The sequence below is a fragment of the Haloarcula rubra genome, assembly GCF_019599465.1.
GTDB lineage: Archaea > Halobacteriota > Halobacteria > Halobacteriales > Haloarculaceae > Haloarcula > Haloarcula rubra.
On sequence record NZ_RKLR01000013.1, the window covers coordinates 1 to 14,602 of the forward strand.

Annotated in this window: 18 protein-coding genes and 1 tRNA gene; 13 read left to right on the plus strand and 6 right to left on the minus strand. The window is 66.6% G+C overall.

Annotated features, from left to right (window positions below; all coding sequences use genetic code 11):
* Window positions 1-350 precede the first annotated feature (350 nt).
* The 4 genes from EGH21_RS20135 (at window position 351) to EGH21_RS20150 (ending at window position 1,691) form a co-directional block, all read left to right on the plus strand.
* Window positions 351-527: a DUF7501 family protein gene (locus tag EGH21_RS20135; protein ID WP_220620206.1), complete on the plus strand. Its 177-nt coding sequence runs from the start codon at window positions 351-353 to the stop codon at window positions 525-527.
* A 55-nt stretch (window positions 528-582) separates the two neighbouring features.
* Window positions 583-924: a ferredoxin gene (locus EGH21_RS20140; RefSeq protein ID WP_220620207.1), complete on the plus strand. Its 342-nt coding sequence runs from the start codon at window positions 583-585 to the stop codon at window positions 922-924.
* A gap of 40 nt (window positions 925-964) precedes the next feature.
* Window positions 965-1,049, plus strand: a tRNA-Leu gene (locus tag EGH21_RS20145).
* Between the two features lie 129 nt (window positions 1,050-1,178).
* Window positions 1,179-1,691 (plus strand): DUF5813 family protein, encoded by a 513-nt coding sequence (locus EGH21_RS20150; protein WP_220620208.1) that lies wholly within the window; start codon window positions 1,179-1,181, stop codon window positions 1,689-1,691.
* Window positions 1,692-1,698: 7 nt separating this feature from the next.
* On the opposite strand, the gene EGH21_RS20155 is transcribed toward EGH21_RS20150, so the two are convergent.
* The 3 genes from EGH21_RS20155 to EGH21_RS20165 all read right to left on the minus strand — a co-directional run bounded on the left by EGH21_RS20155 (window position 1,699) and on the right by EGH21_RS20165 (window position 3,443).
* Window positions 1,699-2,460, minus strand: a complete 762-nt coding sequence (locus EGH21_RS20155; protein ID WP_220620209.1) for a GTP cyclohydrolase III — start codon at window positions 2,458-2,460, stop codon at window positions 1,699-1,701.
* 63 nt (window positions 2,461-2,523) lie between these two features.
* Window positions 2,524-2,754 (minus strand): Lrp/AsnC family transcriptional regulator, encoded by a 231-nt coding sequence (locus tag EGH21_RS20160; RefSeq protein ID WP_220620210.1) that lies wholly within the window; start codon window positions 2,752-2,754, stop codon window positions 2,524-2,526.
* Between the two features lie 2 nt (window positions 2,755-2,756).
* Window positions 2,757-3,443, minus strand: coding sequence for a potassium channel family protein (locus EGH21_RS20165; RefSeq protein ID WP_220620211.1), 687 nt, complete (start codon window positions 3,441-3,443; stop codon window positions 2,757-2,759).
* Between the two features lie 156 nt (window positions 3,444-3,599).
* Here EGH21_RS20165 and EGH21_RS20170 point away from each other — a divergent pair, with 156 nt between their 5' ends.
* Together EGH21_RS20170 and EGH21_RS20175 are read left to right on the plus strand one after the other, a co-directional pair.
* A complete protein-coding gene (locus EGH21_RS20170; RefSeq protein WP_220620212.1) occupies window positions 3,600-3,830 on the plus strand; it encodes an Lrp/AsnC family transcriptional regulator in 231 nt (76 codons plus the stop codon).
* A 43-nt stretch (window positions 3,831-3,873) separates the two neighbouring features.
* Window positions 3,874-4,191 carry a DUF7991 family protein gene (locus tag EGH21_RS20175; RefSeq protein WP_220620213.1) on the plus strand — a complete coding sequence of 106 codons (318 nt, stop codon included), beginning with the start codon at window positions 3,874-3,876 and terminating at the stop codon, window positions 4,189-4,191.
* Here EGH21_RS20175 and tmk read toward each other — a convergent pair.
* On the minus strand, window positions 4,188-4,784 hold the full coding sequence (tmk, locus tag EGH21_RS20180; protein ID WP_220620214.1) for a dTMP kinase: 597 nt from the start codon (window positions 4,782-4,784) through the stop codon (window positions 4,188-4,190). The two genes, EGH21_RS20175 and tmk, sit on opposite strands and share 4 nt — an antisense overlap.
* Before the next feature lie 130 nt (window positions 4,785-4,914).
* Here tmk and EGH21_RS20185 point away from each other — a divergent pair, with 130 nt between their 5' ends.
* The 5 genes from EGH21_RS20185 to cofG all read left to right on the plus strand — a co-directional run bounded on the left by EGH21_RS20185 (window position 4,915) and on the right by cofG (window position 9,716).
* Complete coding sequence (locus EGH21_RS20185) at window positions 4,915-5,817, plus strand: complex I NDUFA9 subunit family protein (RefSeq protein ID WP_220620215.1); 903 nt, start codon at window positions 4,915-4,917, stop codon at window positions 5,815-5,817.
* Between the two features lie 218 nt (window positions 5,818-6,035).
* Entirely contained in the window at window positions 6,036-7,217 is a 1,182-nt protein-coding gene (locus EGH21_RS20190) for a tubulin/FtsZ family protein (protein WP_220620216.1), read from the plus strand.
* On the plus strand, window positions 7,195-7,971 hold the full coding sequence (locus EGH21_RS20195; RefSeq protein ID WP_220620217.1) for a hypothetical protein: 777 nt from the start codon (window positions 7,195-7,197) through the stop codon (window positions 7,969-7,971). The genes EGH21_RS20190 and EGH21_RS20195 overlap by 23 nt, the downstream gene beginning before the upstream one ends.
* On the plus strand, window positions 7,971-8,576 hold the full coding sequence (gene cofC, locus EGH21_RS20200; RefSeq protein WP_220620218.1) for a 2-phospho-L-lactate guanylyltransferase: 606 nt from the start codon (window positions 7,971-7,973) through the stop codon (window positions 8,574-8,576). Before EGH21_RS20195 ends, cofC begins: the two co-directional genes overlap by 1 nt.
* 33 nt (window positions 8,577-8,609) lie before the next feature.
* A complete protein-coding gene (gene cofG, locus EGH21_RS20205) occupies window positions 8,610-9,716 on the plus strand; it encodes a 7,8-didemethyl-8-hydroxy-5-deazariboflavin synthase subunit CofG (RefSeq protein ID WP_220620219.1) in 1,107 nt (368 codons plus the stop codon).
* A 219-nt stretch (window positions 9,717-9,935) separates the two neighbouring features.
* Here the strand turns inward: cofG and cofH are convergent, their stop codons facing one another.
* Together cofH and EGH21_RS20215 are read right to left on the minus strand one after the other, a co-directional pair.
* A complete protein-coding gene (gene cofH, locus EGH21_RS20210) occupies window positions 9,936-11,285 on the minus strand; it encodes a 7,8-didemethyl-8-hydroxy-5-deazariboflavin synthase subunit CofH (RefSeq protein ID WP_220620220.1) in 1,350 nt (449 codons plus the stop codon).
* A 75-nt stretch (window positions 11,286-11,360) separates the two neighbouring features.
* Window positions 11,361-12,380, minus strand: coding sequence for a sodium:calcium antiporter (locus tag EGH21_RS20215; protein WP_220620221.1), 1,020 nt, complete (start codon window positions 12,378-12,380; stop codon window positions 11,361-11,363).
* A 164-nt stretch (window positions 12,381-12,544) separates the two neighbouring features.
* Here EGH21_RS20215 and EGH21_RS20220 point away from each other — a divergent pair, with 164 nt between their 5' ends.
* Window positions 12,545-13,414: an NAD+ synthase gene (locus EGH21_RS20220; RefSeq protein ID WP_236035716.1), complete on the plus strand. Its 870-nt coding sequence runs from the start codon at window positions 12,545-12,547 to the stop codon at window positions 13,412-13,414.
* A 139-nt stretch (window positions 13,415-13,553) separates the two neighbouring features.
* Window positions 13,554-14,588: a phosphoribosylaminoimidazolesuccinocarboxamide synthase gene (locus EGH21_RS20225; protein WP_220620223.1), complete on the plus strand. Its 1,035-nt coding sequence runs from the start codon at window positions 13,554-13,556 to the stop codon at window positions 14,586-14,588.
* Window positions 14,589-14,602 lie beyond the last annotated feature (14 nt).

The window sequence follows — 14,602 nt, forward strand, 5'->3', positions numbered from 1 at the left end:
GTGCGCTCATTCTCCCAAACGTCTTCATTGTCCTCGTTCAACGTCTCGCTGAGGAGGTCTGCGAGTTGCATGAGCACTTCTCGCTACGGCCTCCTCGCTTCTCAAACTCGCTCAACTAGACAGTGCCCCGTTACGAGTGTTGTTATGATATTGAAATGATTATATTAGGACGTATCGGCTCGTCTTCTCGGGGCTGACGCGGCGGATACGGGTGAGCGGTGCTGTCTGTCGCCTGCCGGCGTCGAGATAGCCACCGGTTTCGGATACGTACTAGTGGTGTATAATTGCATATCGTGCGATGGAAGTCCTAGCCGACGAGCCTTATGTATCAGAACCGGTGACTGTCGGGTATGTCGACTACTGAGACGTGGAACGACCCGAACCGATGTCCGTTCTGTGACGAGGTACTCGCCTCGCCGGGTGCGGGGTTCGTAGCGCACATCGAATCTCGGTCCGAGTGTGCGGACGCCTTCGGCCGGTGGCGCGACCGTATCGGCGACGACGTCGCGGGTGGCTGGAGCGGGTGACCCTCCCACCGACGGAACCGACAGCGGAAAGACCGTCGGTCGCTAACGGCCGCACATGACAGAGGCCGACGAGCCGGTCGACCCCAGCGAGGTCGGCGAGCAAGACGCGCCGCCGGTCGAGGAGAAGCCGTACAAGATAATCTTCGAGGCCAACAAGTGCTTCGGCGCGGGGAAGTGTGCCGAGGTGTCGACGAACTGGTCGCTGGACCTCGACACCGGCATCGCCAAGCCGAAGACGTACTTCTTCGGCGAAGCGGAACTCGACCACAACGTGAAGGCGGCGGAGGTGTGCCCGGCGAAGAAGGACCGCGGGGTCATCCACGTCGTCGACCGGCGAACCGACGAGGAGATCGCCCCCGACCCCGACGGCGACGGCACGCTCTCGGTCGACTGGTAACCGAAACCCGTTTTCCCCCTGAGTGTGGAGAGGTGCATACGCGAGGGTCGCCTAGCCTGGCCAATGGCGGTGGGCTTAAGACCCGCTCCCGTAGGGGTCCATGGGTTCGAATCCCATCCCTCGCACTTTCCGACTCGCCAGAACACGTAGCCGCAGTGCTCGCAGTCGTAGGCGGCGACACGGCCGACGATGTGTCTCGTGCCAGCCTCGACGATACGACGCGTTTTTCCTGTCGAGACGGCTAGAGAGGGACGATGACTGACGTGCCAGCAGACGTCGAGAAGGTCTTCGGTGACCGCGAGGGGTTCGTCGCCAGCGGCGACGGCTACGCGTTGGAGACGACGCGGTTCGACGGTCGAGTGACGGCGACCGAGGGCGAGGCGTGGCGGACGGACTACGAGGTGACGGTTCGGGCCCCGTCGTTACAGGCCGCGACGGCCGACGAGGTGGGGCCGGCCGTCGTCGACGGGTGGTTCGAGACCTTCGAGCGGCGCCTCGAGGACGTGCCGAAGTCGACCCGCGTGGCCGTCGAGTTGGACGAGTACACCGTCGAACGTGACGGCGAGGACGTGGTCGTCACGTACCGCTACAGCCTCGGCGGCGAACGGGAGGCCGCCGACGCGGCGAAGGCGTTCGTCGAGTACGTCGAAGGGACGTACGTCGAGGGCATCGTTCCCGGCTACGACTACGTCGGTACCGTCGCAGACCTGATGGACTCGGCGAGCACCGGCGGGAGCGAGGGGACGCGCGGCGGCACGCCGCTGTAGGCAGGAGTCACAGGTTCATCTCGACGGCAGTTCCGGCCTCGCGACAGGTTTCGAGGGCGTGTTTGGCGGCCATGCCCGCGCCCTGTGCGGTGCGGTCCCGGCCGACGCCCACCTTCAACTCGACGCCGACGGCGTCCTCGACGTGGTCGATGGCGTCGGCGTACTCCTCGGCGTCCATCTTCGGGCAGACGGCGATGACGTTGTCGCCGCCGACGAAGAAGGAGAGACCGTCGTGGGCCCGACGCATGTACTGCATGAGTTCGGCGTAGCCCTGCTCTATCTCGATGAACGTATCGAACTCGTTGAGTTGGTCGGTGTACTTCTCGGTCGCGTTGTCGACGTCGAAGTGCGCGAGTTGGACGTCCTGTCCCGTGCGTTCGACCTCTGGGAGGGGGTCGCCGCGGAGCACTTCGGTCCGCTCGGCGTCCTGTGCGGAGCCCTCGTCCTGTAACTGCGAGGTGGCCGTTTCCAGCGCCTCGGCGGGCGACCCGTCGACGGCCACGCTCATGCTGATCGTCACGGGGTACCGGTTGCGCACCGACTCCTGAATCAGCGAGTGGTCGGCCATCGAGAGGCCGTTGGTGACCGCGATCATGTTGTCGAACCGCGAGAAGAACACGTACCCCTCGCGGTTGCCGACGAGTTGCGAGAGGTCGGCGTACAGTCGTGACTGCAGGGTCTGGAGGTCGACTTCGCGCCGCGGCGACGGCGTCACCGTCCACGGCCCGTAGTTGTCTATCTGCAGTAACGTGACTTGCGTGTGTGTCACTACCGACTGCTTGTAGGTAGGGCTATTCGACTGTTTGGATTTCCCGCGAAGACTGCCGGAGAGTCAGTCCATCGCGATGTACGTCTGGGTGCTCTCGACGCCGGAGATCTCCTGTATGTGGGTGGCGGCGACGTCCTTGACTTCGGCCGGCGTCGCCACGTCGACTTTCGCGATGAGGTCGACGTCGCCGGCGACGATGTGAGCCTCCACGACCCCGTCGATAGCCTCGATTTCGTTCTTCAGTCTGTCCGCGTCGCCAGTGTGAGCTTTGACCATGACGTAAGCAGTAACCATCGTTAGGCACCTCCGAGTGCAGTCGCGTGGCCGCTCTCGCCGACGACGATAGAGCGGACGTCGGCGAGCGTGTCGAAGTCGGCGAGGACGACCACGTGGTCGCCCAGTTCGAGCGTCTCGTCGGGGTCGGGAATCGTCAGCGCCGACTCGCCTTTCCCGTGGGCCATCAGTTTGGCGTTGGCCGGCAGTTCCAGTTCGGAGAGCGAGTAGCCGTTCATCGGCGAGGACTCGGTGATAGTGAACTCCACGAGTTGGAGGTTCTGGGCGATGTCCGCGACGGCGCGGATGTTCCCGCCGAGGAGGGCGTTCTTCGCGGCGATGGCACCGAGCCGTTCGGGGTAGATGACCTCGTCGACTTCCGAGGCGTAGCGGCGGTATATCTCCTCGCGGTAGTCCTCGTCGATGCGCATCACCGTCCGACAGCCGTGTTCTTTCCCGATCATGCAGGCGACGAAGTTGTCGTTGAGGTCGCCGGTCAGCGCGCCCAGTGCGTCGGCGGCGTCGAGGTCGGCCCCGTCGAGGATGGTCTCGATGGCGCCGTCGCCCTCGATGACCTCGAAGCCGGCGGTACGCGCTCGCTCGACAGCGCCCTCGTCCTGTTCGATGAGGACGACGTCGTGCCCGCTCTCTTGCAACACGCGTGCGGTCCGGAGACCGACGCGTCCTGCACCCACGATAACAAATCGCATGTGATGCCGTACGCAACGGGAGTGAATAAAAGTATCCCGCCGGACCACCGGCGTTCGGGGAGTCGGTCTCGGACACGCCGGGCCCACGAGGCCCCGGAGCGCTCCCGTTGGTCGGTCGCGCGAAACTTTTTGAGGTATGGTACCGCATAGCACTGTATGGTCAGCGCGTTCATCATGATAAAGACCGTCGCGGGCAAGTCCGACGAACTGCTCTCGGCGGTCACGGAGTCCGAGGGAATCACCGAGGCCCACATCGTCGCCGGCCAGTACGACATCATCGCGGAGGCCACCGGCCCCGAAGTGTACGACGTGATGCAGTCGGTCGCGACGCGGGTCCGTAATCTGGAGGGCGTGGCGGACACGCGGACGTACATCTGTCTAGAGTGACCGATTCCGACACGGCAAAGAGCGTCGCCACCCTAGGTCGGGTATGGTCAGCGTCGTCGGTCTCGTCGGACTGGTCGTCATCGTGCTGGTGAACAGCGCCGTGGCGGCACTCGTGACGCGCTTCTTCCGCGTCCGCATGAACACGCGGTGGGGCGGTGCGCTCTACTCGGTGCTGTTCGGGGCGTTCGCGCTGTTGCTCCTCTCGGTCCTCCTGTCTGTACCCGTCGGCCCGTTCGTCACGCTGGGGACGGTGACGTTCCTCACACTGGGCGTCGTGTTGCCACTGGTCGTCGGGATGACCTTCGACTACGTCTGGATGCCCTCGCCCGACGAGATCGACCTCCCGACGTCGACGAACTAGTCGCGCCGGTCGAGAATCGCCGACCGGACGCGGTCGTACACGGTGTCCGGGGCCGCCGTCGCGTCGACCCGGACGAATCGCTCGGGGTCGGCCGCGACGAGTCGCTCGTAGTTCTCGCCGACCTCGGCCAGATACTCGGCCGTCTCGAACTTGTTGGTGGCACCGCTCCGACGGGCCGCCGTCTCGGGGTCGACGTCGAGGTACACCGTCAGGTCCGGCGGGCGAGTCCACGGCGCGTGGACCTCCCGGACGTAGTCGAGTGGGTCCTCGAAGTGGTCGGACGCGGCGAGGGTCGCGCCCTGATAGGCGTACCGCGAGTCCGAGTAGCGGTCCGAGACGACGAGGCGGCCGTCGTCGAGGGCCGGCCGGACGGTGTCGGCGAGGTGGGCGGCGTGGTCGGCCGTGTAGAGAAACAGTTCCGCCAGCGAGTCCGCCTCGTCGTCGTCGATAGAGCGCTGGACGGCCTCGCCGTACCAGCTATCGGTCGGTTCGCGCGTGAACGTGGCGTCTCCCGGCAGGGCGTCGTCGGTCCGGAGTCGCTCCCAGACCGTCGTCTTGCCGCTGCCGTCGAGGCCTTCGAGCGTGACGAGCATATCCGACCGTCGGTGCCGGGGTACGTAAGCACCCCGGAGCGCCGTCCGGTCGATTCTGAACGGGTCGACGGGCGGAAATCCAAACCAGTTGCGCCTTACCTTTACGGTGATTGGCGGCGACGGAACGGGTATGGACGTACTTGTGGTCGGCGGGACCGGCTTCATCGGACAGTATCTGTGTCGGGAACTCGACGACCGAGGCCACGAGGTCACCGCACTTGCACGGAACCCTCACGACGCCGACCTACCGACGGGCGTGATCCGGAAGGAAGGCGACGTGACCGACTACGACAGCATCGAAGGTGCCTTCGAGGGGCAGGACGCCGTCGTCTTCCTCCCGGCGCTCTCACCACTGTTCAAGCCCGACGGCGGCAACGAGATGCACGAGGTGGTCCACCTCGGCGGGACCGAGAACTGCGTGCGGGCCGCCGAGGAACACGGCGTCGAGCGGTTCCTCCAGATGAGCGCGCTGGGTGCGGACCCGAACGGGCCGACACACTACCTCCGCGCGAAGGGGAAGGCCGAGCAGGTGGTCGAGGGGTCCGACCTCGACTGGGTCGTCTTCCGCCCGTCTATCGTCTTCGGCGAGGGCGACGAGTTCGCCTACTTCACCAAGCGACTCAAACAGATATTCGCCCCCGGCGTCCCCGTGTATCCGCTGCCCGGTGGCGGCGAGAAGGCCCACTTCCAGCTCATCTGGGTCGAGGACCTCGTCCCGATGCTCGCCGACGCACTGGAGGACGACGAGCACGTCGGCGAGATATACGAGGTCGGCGGCCCGGAGACGCTGAGCCTCAAGGCGGCGACCGAACTCGTCTTCGAGGCCGAGGGGAAGTCCATCACCATCGTGCCGCTGCCGATGGGGTTGGCCAAAGTCGGTCTTCCGGTACTGGGGGCGCTCGGCTTCCCGATGGGGAGCGACCAGTACGAGGGACTGGACTTCGACAACACCCCCCGCGACAACGACGTCGGCGTCTTCGGCGTCGACCCCGAGTCCATGCGGACCTACGGGGACTATCTCGGCGTCGAGTAGCGACCCAAACGCCGTTTTTTCAGACCTAATAGCGGATTGACTCGGACAGGCGTACGCCCGGAACCGCTCGAAACCGGACTGTCCGGGACGGAACGGGGATAATGCCTCCCTAACATCAGGATATTTTTGTTTCTGATACGGACTTTCATCGGTGAGATTTGGGCAAAAAACTTATACGCGCAATCCTACTTAGGCCTTTTAAGCGGAGGACCATATTCATGAAACTCGCGATGATCGGCTTCGGGCAGGCCGGCGGCAAAATCGTGGACAAGTTCCTCGAGTACGACCAGAACACGAACTCGGGAATCGTCCGCTCGGCCGTCGCTGTCAACACAGCGAAGGCAGACCTGCTCGGACTAGAACACATACCGGAGGAGAATCGAGTGCTCATCGGCCAGGCCCGCGTCAAGGGCCACGGCGTGGGCGCGGACAACGAACTCGGCGCGGAAATCGCCGAAGAGGACATCGACGAGATACAGGGAGCCATCGACAACATCCCCGTCCACGAGGTGGACGCGTTCCTCGTCGTCGCCGGCCTCGGCGGTGGGACCGGGTCCGGTGGCTCGCCGGTCATCGCGAAACATCTCAAGCGCATCTACACCGAACCCGTCTACGGACTCGGCGTCCTGCCCGGGAGCGACGAAGGTGGCATCTACACGCTGAACGCCGCCCGCTCGTTCCAGACGTTCGTCCGTGAGGTGGACAACCTCATGGTGTTCGACAACGACGCCTGGCGGAAGACCGGGGAGTCGGTCGAGGGTGGCTACGACCACATCAACGAGGAGATAGTCCGTCGGTTCGGCGTCCTCTTCGGCGCCGGGGAAGTCGAGGCCGGCGACAACATCGCCGAGAGCGTCGTCGACTCCTCCGAGATCATCAACACGCTCGACGGCGGCGGCGTCTCGACGGTCGGGTACGCCTCCGAGGACGTCGAAGTCTCCTCGGGTGGCGGCGGCCTCCTCTCCCGGTTCAAGGGCGACGACGGCGGCGACGAGGGGATGGACACCGCCAACACGACCAACCGCATCACGTCGCTCGTCCGGAAGGCCGCACTCGGCCGCCTGACGCTCCCCTGCGAGATCGAGGGTGCCGAGCGCGCCCTCCTCGTGATGGCCGGCCCGCCCGAACACCTCAACCGCAAAGGTATCGAGCGCGGCCGCAAGTGGCTGGAGGAGCAGACCGGGTCCATGGAGGTCCGCGGTGGGGACTACCCGACCAACGCGCCGAAGGTCGCCGCCTCTATCCTGCTGGCGGGCGTCCACAACGTCCCGCGCATCAAGGAGCTTCAGCAGGTCGCCATCGAAGCGCAGGACAACATCGACGACATCAGGAAACAAAGCGAAGATAACTTAGAGGACTTGGTTGAAGACGATGAGGATGAACTCGATCCGCTCTTCTAAGGGCATCGTAACCGTCCTCTGTGTGGTCGGCTTGCTCGCCGTCGCCGGGACGGCCAGCGCCTTCACCGTCTCTGCAGAGGGCGTACCGTCCGAATCAGGCGTCGGCGACGAGGTGACGGTCACCTACACCGTCGACGACCCCTTCACCGGGACGTCGAACGAGTGGACGCTCGCGGGCGAGACGGAACTGGAGAACGTTAGCTGGACCGTGACGGTCCTCCGTGCCGGCAGTCAGGTCAGCCAACAGACCTACGGCGACCAGTCGTTCAGTCAAGACCTCGACATCGACAACAACGGCGATCAGGTCCGGGTCGAACTCACCGGGACGACGCCAGCCGTCGAGAACTACACGTACCAGCCAGAAGAGCAGTACGTCGTCGCCAGCCTCACGCGAGTGAGCGGGAGCAACGAAGAGGAGTTCCAGAACAGCACGGCCCACCACTACACCGCCGACAGCCGTGAAGCGCGACAGGCCATCGACAGCGCACAGGCGGCTATCGACGCCGCCGGCGGCAACAGTGACGCCGAGCAACTGGTCGACAGCGCCGTCTCCTCCTACGAGAACGGCAACTTCGAGAACGCCGTCAACCTCGCGAATCAGGCCCGGAACACGGCCCAGCAGGCCCAGCAGAGCCAGCAGACGACCCAGACGCTGCTGCTGGCCGGCGGCGGACTCGTCGTCCTCCTCCTGCTCGCGGGCGGCGGTTACTACATCTACACGCAGACCCAAGGCGACGACTACAGCAAACTGTAATGCGAACCGTCGTCCCCGTCTCGGGGAGCGACCCCAAAACCCGGCTTTCGCCCGTTCTCGGTCCCGACGAGCGGCGCGCGTTCACCGAGGCGATGCTGGCGGATGTCCTCGACGCACTCGACGGCGCCGGCCACAGTCCCGACGTCGTCTCGACCGGGCCGGTCGAGTGTGACGCGCCCGTGACCGTCGACGACCGGGGCCTCGACGCACTCGTCAACGACCTGCTCGCAGAGGGGCCGCTGGCGGTGGTGATGGCCGACCTCCCGCTTCTCACCGCCGACGCCGTCGAGCGCCTGTTCGCGCCCGCGGCCGACGTGGTGCTGGCGCCGGGACTCGGCGGCGGGACCAACGCGTTCGTCTGCCGGCACCCGGAGTTCCGCGTCGACTACCACGGGGCGTCGATTCGGGACCACCGGCGCATCGCCGACGACGTGGGCGCGAGTCTCGCAGAGGTCGACTCGCGGGTGCTGGCGACGGATATCGACGAACCGGCCGACCTCGCGGAGGTCCTCCTGCACGGCGACGGGCGGGCCGCCGACTGGCTCACCGACGCCGGGTTCGAGTTGTCGTTCGACGACGGCCGCGTCGGCGTCGCCCGTGAGTGAACCCTTTTGGTCGTCCGGCACAGACCGGCGGACGTGATTCCCGGGGCCGAGGCGTACGACGTCGACGTGACCATCGACGACGCGGCGATAGAGCGCCTGTTGTCGGTGACGCCGGCCGACGTGGAGAGCGCCGACGCACTCTCCTACTGTCGGAACGTGTTCGTCCCGCTGACGACCGCCTGTCGGTACACCTGTACCTACTGCACCTACTACGACCCGCCGGGGCAGGCAGACCTCATGACGCCCGAGGAGATACGCGAGACGTGCCAGCGAGGCGCCGAGGCCGGGTGCACGGAGGCGCTGTTCACGTTCGGCGACGACCCCGACGACCGCTACACAGCGATGTACGACCGGCTGGCCGAGCTGGGTCACGAGACCATCCACGAGTACCTCCGCGAGGCCTGCGAGATAGCGCTCGAGGAGGGACTGCTCCCGCACGCCAACCCCGGCGACCAGACCCGCGAGCAGATGGCGACGGTCGCCGACCTGAACGCCTCGATGGGCGTGATGCTGGAGACGACCGCGGACGTGCAGGCCCACGGCGGCCCGCGGGCGAAGAACCCCGGCCAGCGACTGGCGACCATCCGCACCGCCGGGGAACTCGGCGTTCCGTTCACGACGGGCATCCTCGTCGGCCTCGGCGAGGACTGGCGGGACCGCGCCGAGAGTATCCTCGCTATCCGCGAGATGCACGACCGCTACGGCCACGTCCAGGAGGTCATCGTCCAACCGGTCGTGGAGAACGAGCGCTGGCAGAACGGGTCGCCCGACCTCGCGACGATGCGCCGCGTGACCGCGATGGCGCGGGCGGGCCTCCCGGAGGACGTGTCCGTACAGGTGCCGCCAAACCTCGCCCCGGCCCGGGACCTGACCGACTGCGGCATCGACGACCTCGGCGGCGTCTCGCCGGTGACTGTCGACCACATCAACCCGGAGTACGAGTGGCCGGCCCTGCAGGAACTGCGGGCCGTCGCCGACAGCGCCGGAGTGCCACTCGCCGAACGCCTCCCGGTGTACGAGCGGTACGCCGACGCGGAGTGGCTCTCGCCGGAGATTCGCGACGCCATCCGCGCCGACACGCCCGCCGGTGAGCGCTTCCGGTCCGTGCTCGAACGGGGCGAGAACCCCGTGCAGACGTGAGGACGGCGGCGACGTTCCGGTTCGGAGACATCGCTCAGCGACACGGACCGAGTACCACCTAGACGGCTAGGTTCTAGATATATACCCCCTCGAACGCTTATTTGATACCGTCCGGGGCGTGCCTCTGACAGCCAACCCGGGCAACGACGTCGTCTCGGGGCGGCCGAGGACGTGGTCACCCCGATTTTACGACGGAGACATCTACTGGGGAGCGACGTCTCAGTCCAACAGCGGCGTCCCGTCGGCCCTCGGTCCGAGTTCCGGCCCGACCACGTCGGCGTCCGGGTCGACGACGCGGCGCTGTCGGTAGTCGGTCGACCGTTCGACCGGTGTCCGTCCGATGGCGGTAATCATGTCCGAGTACTCGCGGACGGAACGGAACTCGCCGTAGCCGCCGCCGGCGCGTTTCGTTATCTCCTCAGAGAGGATGGTCCCCATGAAGTCGTCGGCGCCGCAGGTCAGCATCTTCAGGCCGTGAGCGTCGCCGTACTTGACCCACGAGGACTGGACGTGGTCGACGTTGTCGAGAAACAGCCGCGAGACGGCGATCATCAGTTCGTCCTCGTCGCGGCTGGCGCCGCCCGAGACCATGTCGCGGTCGTACAGCGGCGTCTCCTCGTGGACGAACGACAGCGGGACGAACTCCGTGATAGCCCCGGTCCGGTCCTGGAGGTCCCGGACCTTCTGGAGGTGCTGGACCCGGTGTTTCGCGTTCTCGACGTGGCCGTACATGATGGTCGCCGTCATGTCGAGGCCGACGTTCGCGGCGGCTTCCATCGCTTCGAGCCACTCGCCGCTGTCTATCTTTCCGGGGCAGATGACGTCCCGAACCTCGTCGACGAGAATCTCCGCCGCCGTCCCGGGGACGCTGTCGAGGCCCGCGTCTTGCAGGCGCTCGAACACCTCCTCGTAGGTCCAGTCGGTCCCCCGGCGAGCGTGATACGCCTCCTCTGGGGTCATCGAGTGGACGTGGACGCCGTCGACGCTCATCGCCCGCAACTGCTCGCAGTAGGTGCCCGGGTCGACGTCGTACTCGCTCGCCGGGCGGTAGTTCAGGTCGCCGCGCTCGCTGGCGTCCATAATCTCCAGATGCTCGCTGTCGAGCGCCAGCGCCGGGTGGAGCCCGGAGACGGACGTGACCTCGTAGATGCCACGGTCGACGGCGTCCCGGACGACGTCACGCGATTCCTCGGGCGTCTTGGTGAACCCGCCGTGGTCGTCCTGATAGCTGCTGCGGAACTGCTCGGAGCGGTCCTTGAAGTTACAGAACAGACAGCCGGTGTTGCAGGCCGTCGTGACGTTGTTGTTGAGGTTGGCGACGAACGTCACCTCGTCACCGACCACCTCGGCCCGTCGGCGGTCGGCGGCCTCTAGGACCAGTTCTTTCCGTCGGCGGTCGATGCCCTCGTGGTCGGTGCCGGTGGTGACGAGTTCGACGCCGTCGGCGACGGAGAGGCGGTGTCCGTCGCGGGCCTTCGCGAGTGCGTTCTCGAAGGACTGGTCGGTCACCGGCCGGTGGGCGAAGTCGAACTCGCCGGCGGGGTCCGCGGCGTCGAAAGCGTCCGGCATTGCTCGTTCGAACGGGAACGACGGCCAAAAACGTGTGGGTGTCTGCGGACGGCGCGGTCCCCCGCCGGCGGCGGACTACCCCGACGGGAGGACGCCGGTGACTGCACCGACAGTCTCGGCGACCACCCACGCGACGAACGTGACGTACGCCGCCAGCAGTCCGTACGACTCCGCGGTGCTCAGCGAGAGGTCGGTCCGCAGGGCGGTGAAGAGGAGGATGGTCGCCAGCGTGAGGACGCCGAACATCGGGACGGCCATCTCGAAGTCGACGGTCCACGCGCCGACGAGGAGTACGCCCATCGGAATAGCGACGAGCAGGTCGAACGTGTTCGAACCGAGGACGTTCGCCAGCGAGGTGACGCCGCGGTTCTGGCGGGCGGCGCGGACGCTGACGAGTGTATCGGGGAGGCTGGTCGCCCCGGCGAGGACGGTGACGCCCAGCAGGAACTCGTCGGCGCCGACCGTCTCGCCGATGACCGACACCGAGTGGACGAGGTTCTCGACGGCGACGAGGATGACCGCGAGGCCGGCCATCAACAAGAGCCACTGTCGCCCGACGGCGACGTCGGCGGCCTCGCTCCCGTCGCTCTCGAAGTCGGCCGTGTCCTGATACTGGATGAAGACGTAGAGCCCGTACAGCGCGAGCGGTATGGCCGCCAGCGGGCGGGTGACCGCCCCCGAGAGCGGCGCCTCGCCGGGGTAGTAGATGACCGCGAGCGCGAAGGTGATGAGGAGGACGGAGACGGCCAGCATGTAGAACTGCGCCTCCTTGTAGACGAGCGTCCGGTTGGACTCGATGTCGTCGTCGGTGGCGATGCCCGCGACGGCGGGAATCACGAGAACGTTGAAGATGGCCGACCCGACGATGGCGCCGACGCCCAGCGGCATCGACCCGTCGAGCGCCGCGAACACGACGGTCGCGAGTTCCGGGAAACTGGACCCGACGGCGACGAGTATCGCCCCCTGCACCACGTCCGGCAGGCCGTAGTGGGCCGCCAGCCGTTCGCTCGCCGTCTCCAGCCACTCGCTACCCTTCCATATCGCCACCGTCGCCGCGACGACGACGCCGACCGCGACCAGCAGATTCCCGGCCATGTGGTCGTGGATGACCGGGCGACGGCAAAGTGGTTGTCCTCTCACGGTTCGAACCGCTAGCAGCCCCTCCGAGTCTCACAAGTGTTTAAGGACTAGTCGTATATGCCGCCGTTCGTCAGGTCTCCACGTAGGAGCGATACAGACGTACACCAATGACGAATCAGATGCAGTCTCCAGACAGTTTCGTGCAGTCCCCCTCCGACGACGTGGCCGAAGTCGAGTCGGCCGTCGTCTCCTTTCTCCGGGAGCGCGTCCGGGCCGCCGACGCTGACGGCGTCGTCGTCGCGATGAGCGGCGGCCTCGACTCGACGGTGACGGCCACGCTCGCCGCCGAAGCGCTCGGCCCGAAGCGCGTCCTCGGGCTCGCGATGCCCTGCCACAAGACGGACGCCACCGCGGCGATGGAGGCCGAAACCGTCGCGGACCAGCTCGGCATCGCGTTCCAGCGAGTCCACCTCCGTCCGTTGCTCCACCAGTTCGACCACGACGTCGTCCCCAGCCTCGACCCCGGCGAGACGGACGGGTCGGTGCCGACCGACGACCGCGCGCTCGGCAACGCCGTCGCCCGGTTCCGAATGACCTGTGCGTACTACGCCGCCAACCGGACGAACCGCCTCGTCGTGGGCACCGCCAACCGGTCGGAACTCCTGCTGGGGTACGTCACGAAGTTCGGCGACGGCGGTGCCGACCTGTTCCCCCTCGGCGACCTCTACAAGACGGAGGTCCGGGCGCTCGGTCGCCACCTCGGCCTGCCCGACGCCATCGTCGAGCGGACGCCGACCGCCGGCTTCCGGGCGGGCCAGACCGACGCCGACGACCTCGGTGCGACCTACGACGTCGTCGACTCGGTGCTGTGGCGCGTCGTCGAGCAGGGCGACCCGGTCGACAGCGTGGCCGACTCGCTCGGCGTCGAGACGGCGACGGCGAGCCGACTCGTCTCGATGTGTTCGGAGACGGCCCACAAACGGGCGATGCCGCCGACGCCGGGACTCGGTGAGCGGCCCCGGCGGCCCACGGACTCCGACCCGGCGTGACCTGCCGCGGAGGCACTCTGACGCCGCGGCTCGGTTGCCTGCCGCGGAGACTCTCAGACGCCGCGGCTCGGTTGCCTGCCGCGGAGACTGTTCGCGCCGAGTGAGAAACGTCTTTGTCCCCGCCCGCAAAGCGCCGGCAATGACGAGCGTCAAGGAGTTCCGTATCGACGAGGCGGCGACGGCCACCGACCTCGGCCGCGGCGCGTTCGTGTTCACGGACGACTACTCGGTGTTCGACTGGGGGAAGATGCCCGACCAGATTCCCGACAAGGGGGCGTCGCTGTGTACGATGGGCGCGTTCAACTTCCAGCTGTTGGAGGAGAACCACATCCCGACGCACTACGAGGGCGTTCGGGTCGCCGACCACGACGAGGTACTGGACCTCGGCGAGGCGCTCTCGACGGGCCACACGCCGGCGGAGATGGTCATCTCGCTGACGCAGGTGCCGGACCTGCCGTTCGCGGACGGCGAGTACGACTACGAGGCCTACCACGCCGAGGCCGGGCAGAACTACCTGATTCCGCTCGAAATCGTCTTCCGGAACCGCGTGCCCGTCGGGTCGTCGCTCCGCAAGCGCACCGACCCCGCGGACCACGGCCTCGACTTCGAGACGTGGCCGGACGAGGCGGTCGATCTGGACCAGCCAATCGTCGAGTTCTCCACGAAGTACGAGGAACAGGACAGCTACCTCGACCGCGCAGAGGCCGACCGCATCGCCGGTGCCGCCAGTATCGACCAGCTAGAGGAACTGGCGCTCGCGGTCAACCACGTCGTCACCGACCAGGCGGCCGACGCCGACCTCGTCCACGAGGACGGGAAGATCGAGTGTCTCTACCACGAGGGACAGATTCACGTCGCCGACGTCGTCGGCACGTTCGACGAGAACCGCTTCTCCTACGACGGTCAGCAGGTCTCGAAAGAGGTCATCCGCCAGTACCACAAGCGCACCCAACCCGAGTGGGTCGAGGCCGTCGCCGAGGCCAAACAGCAGGCCACCGAGCAGGGCGTCGCCGACTGGAAGTCGCTGTGTGACGTCTCGCCTGAACCGCTCGACGAGTCGGTCGTCATGGCCGCCCGGGACCTCTACTGTGCCGGGACCAACGCCTACGTCGGCGGCGACGTCTTCGACGCCCCCTCGCTGTCGGCCGCCGTCGACGCCGTCCGGGACCTGTAGCGAGTTCGACACCC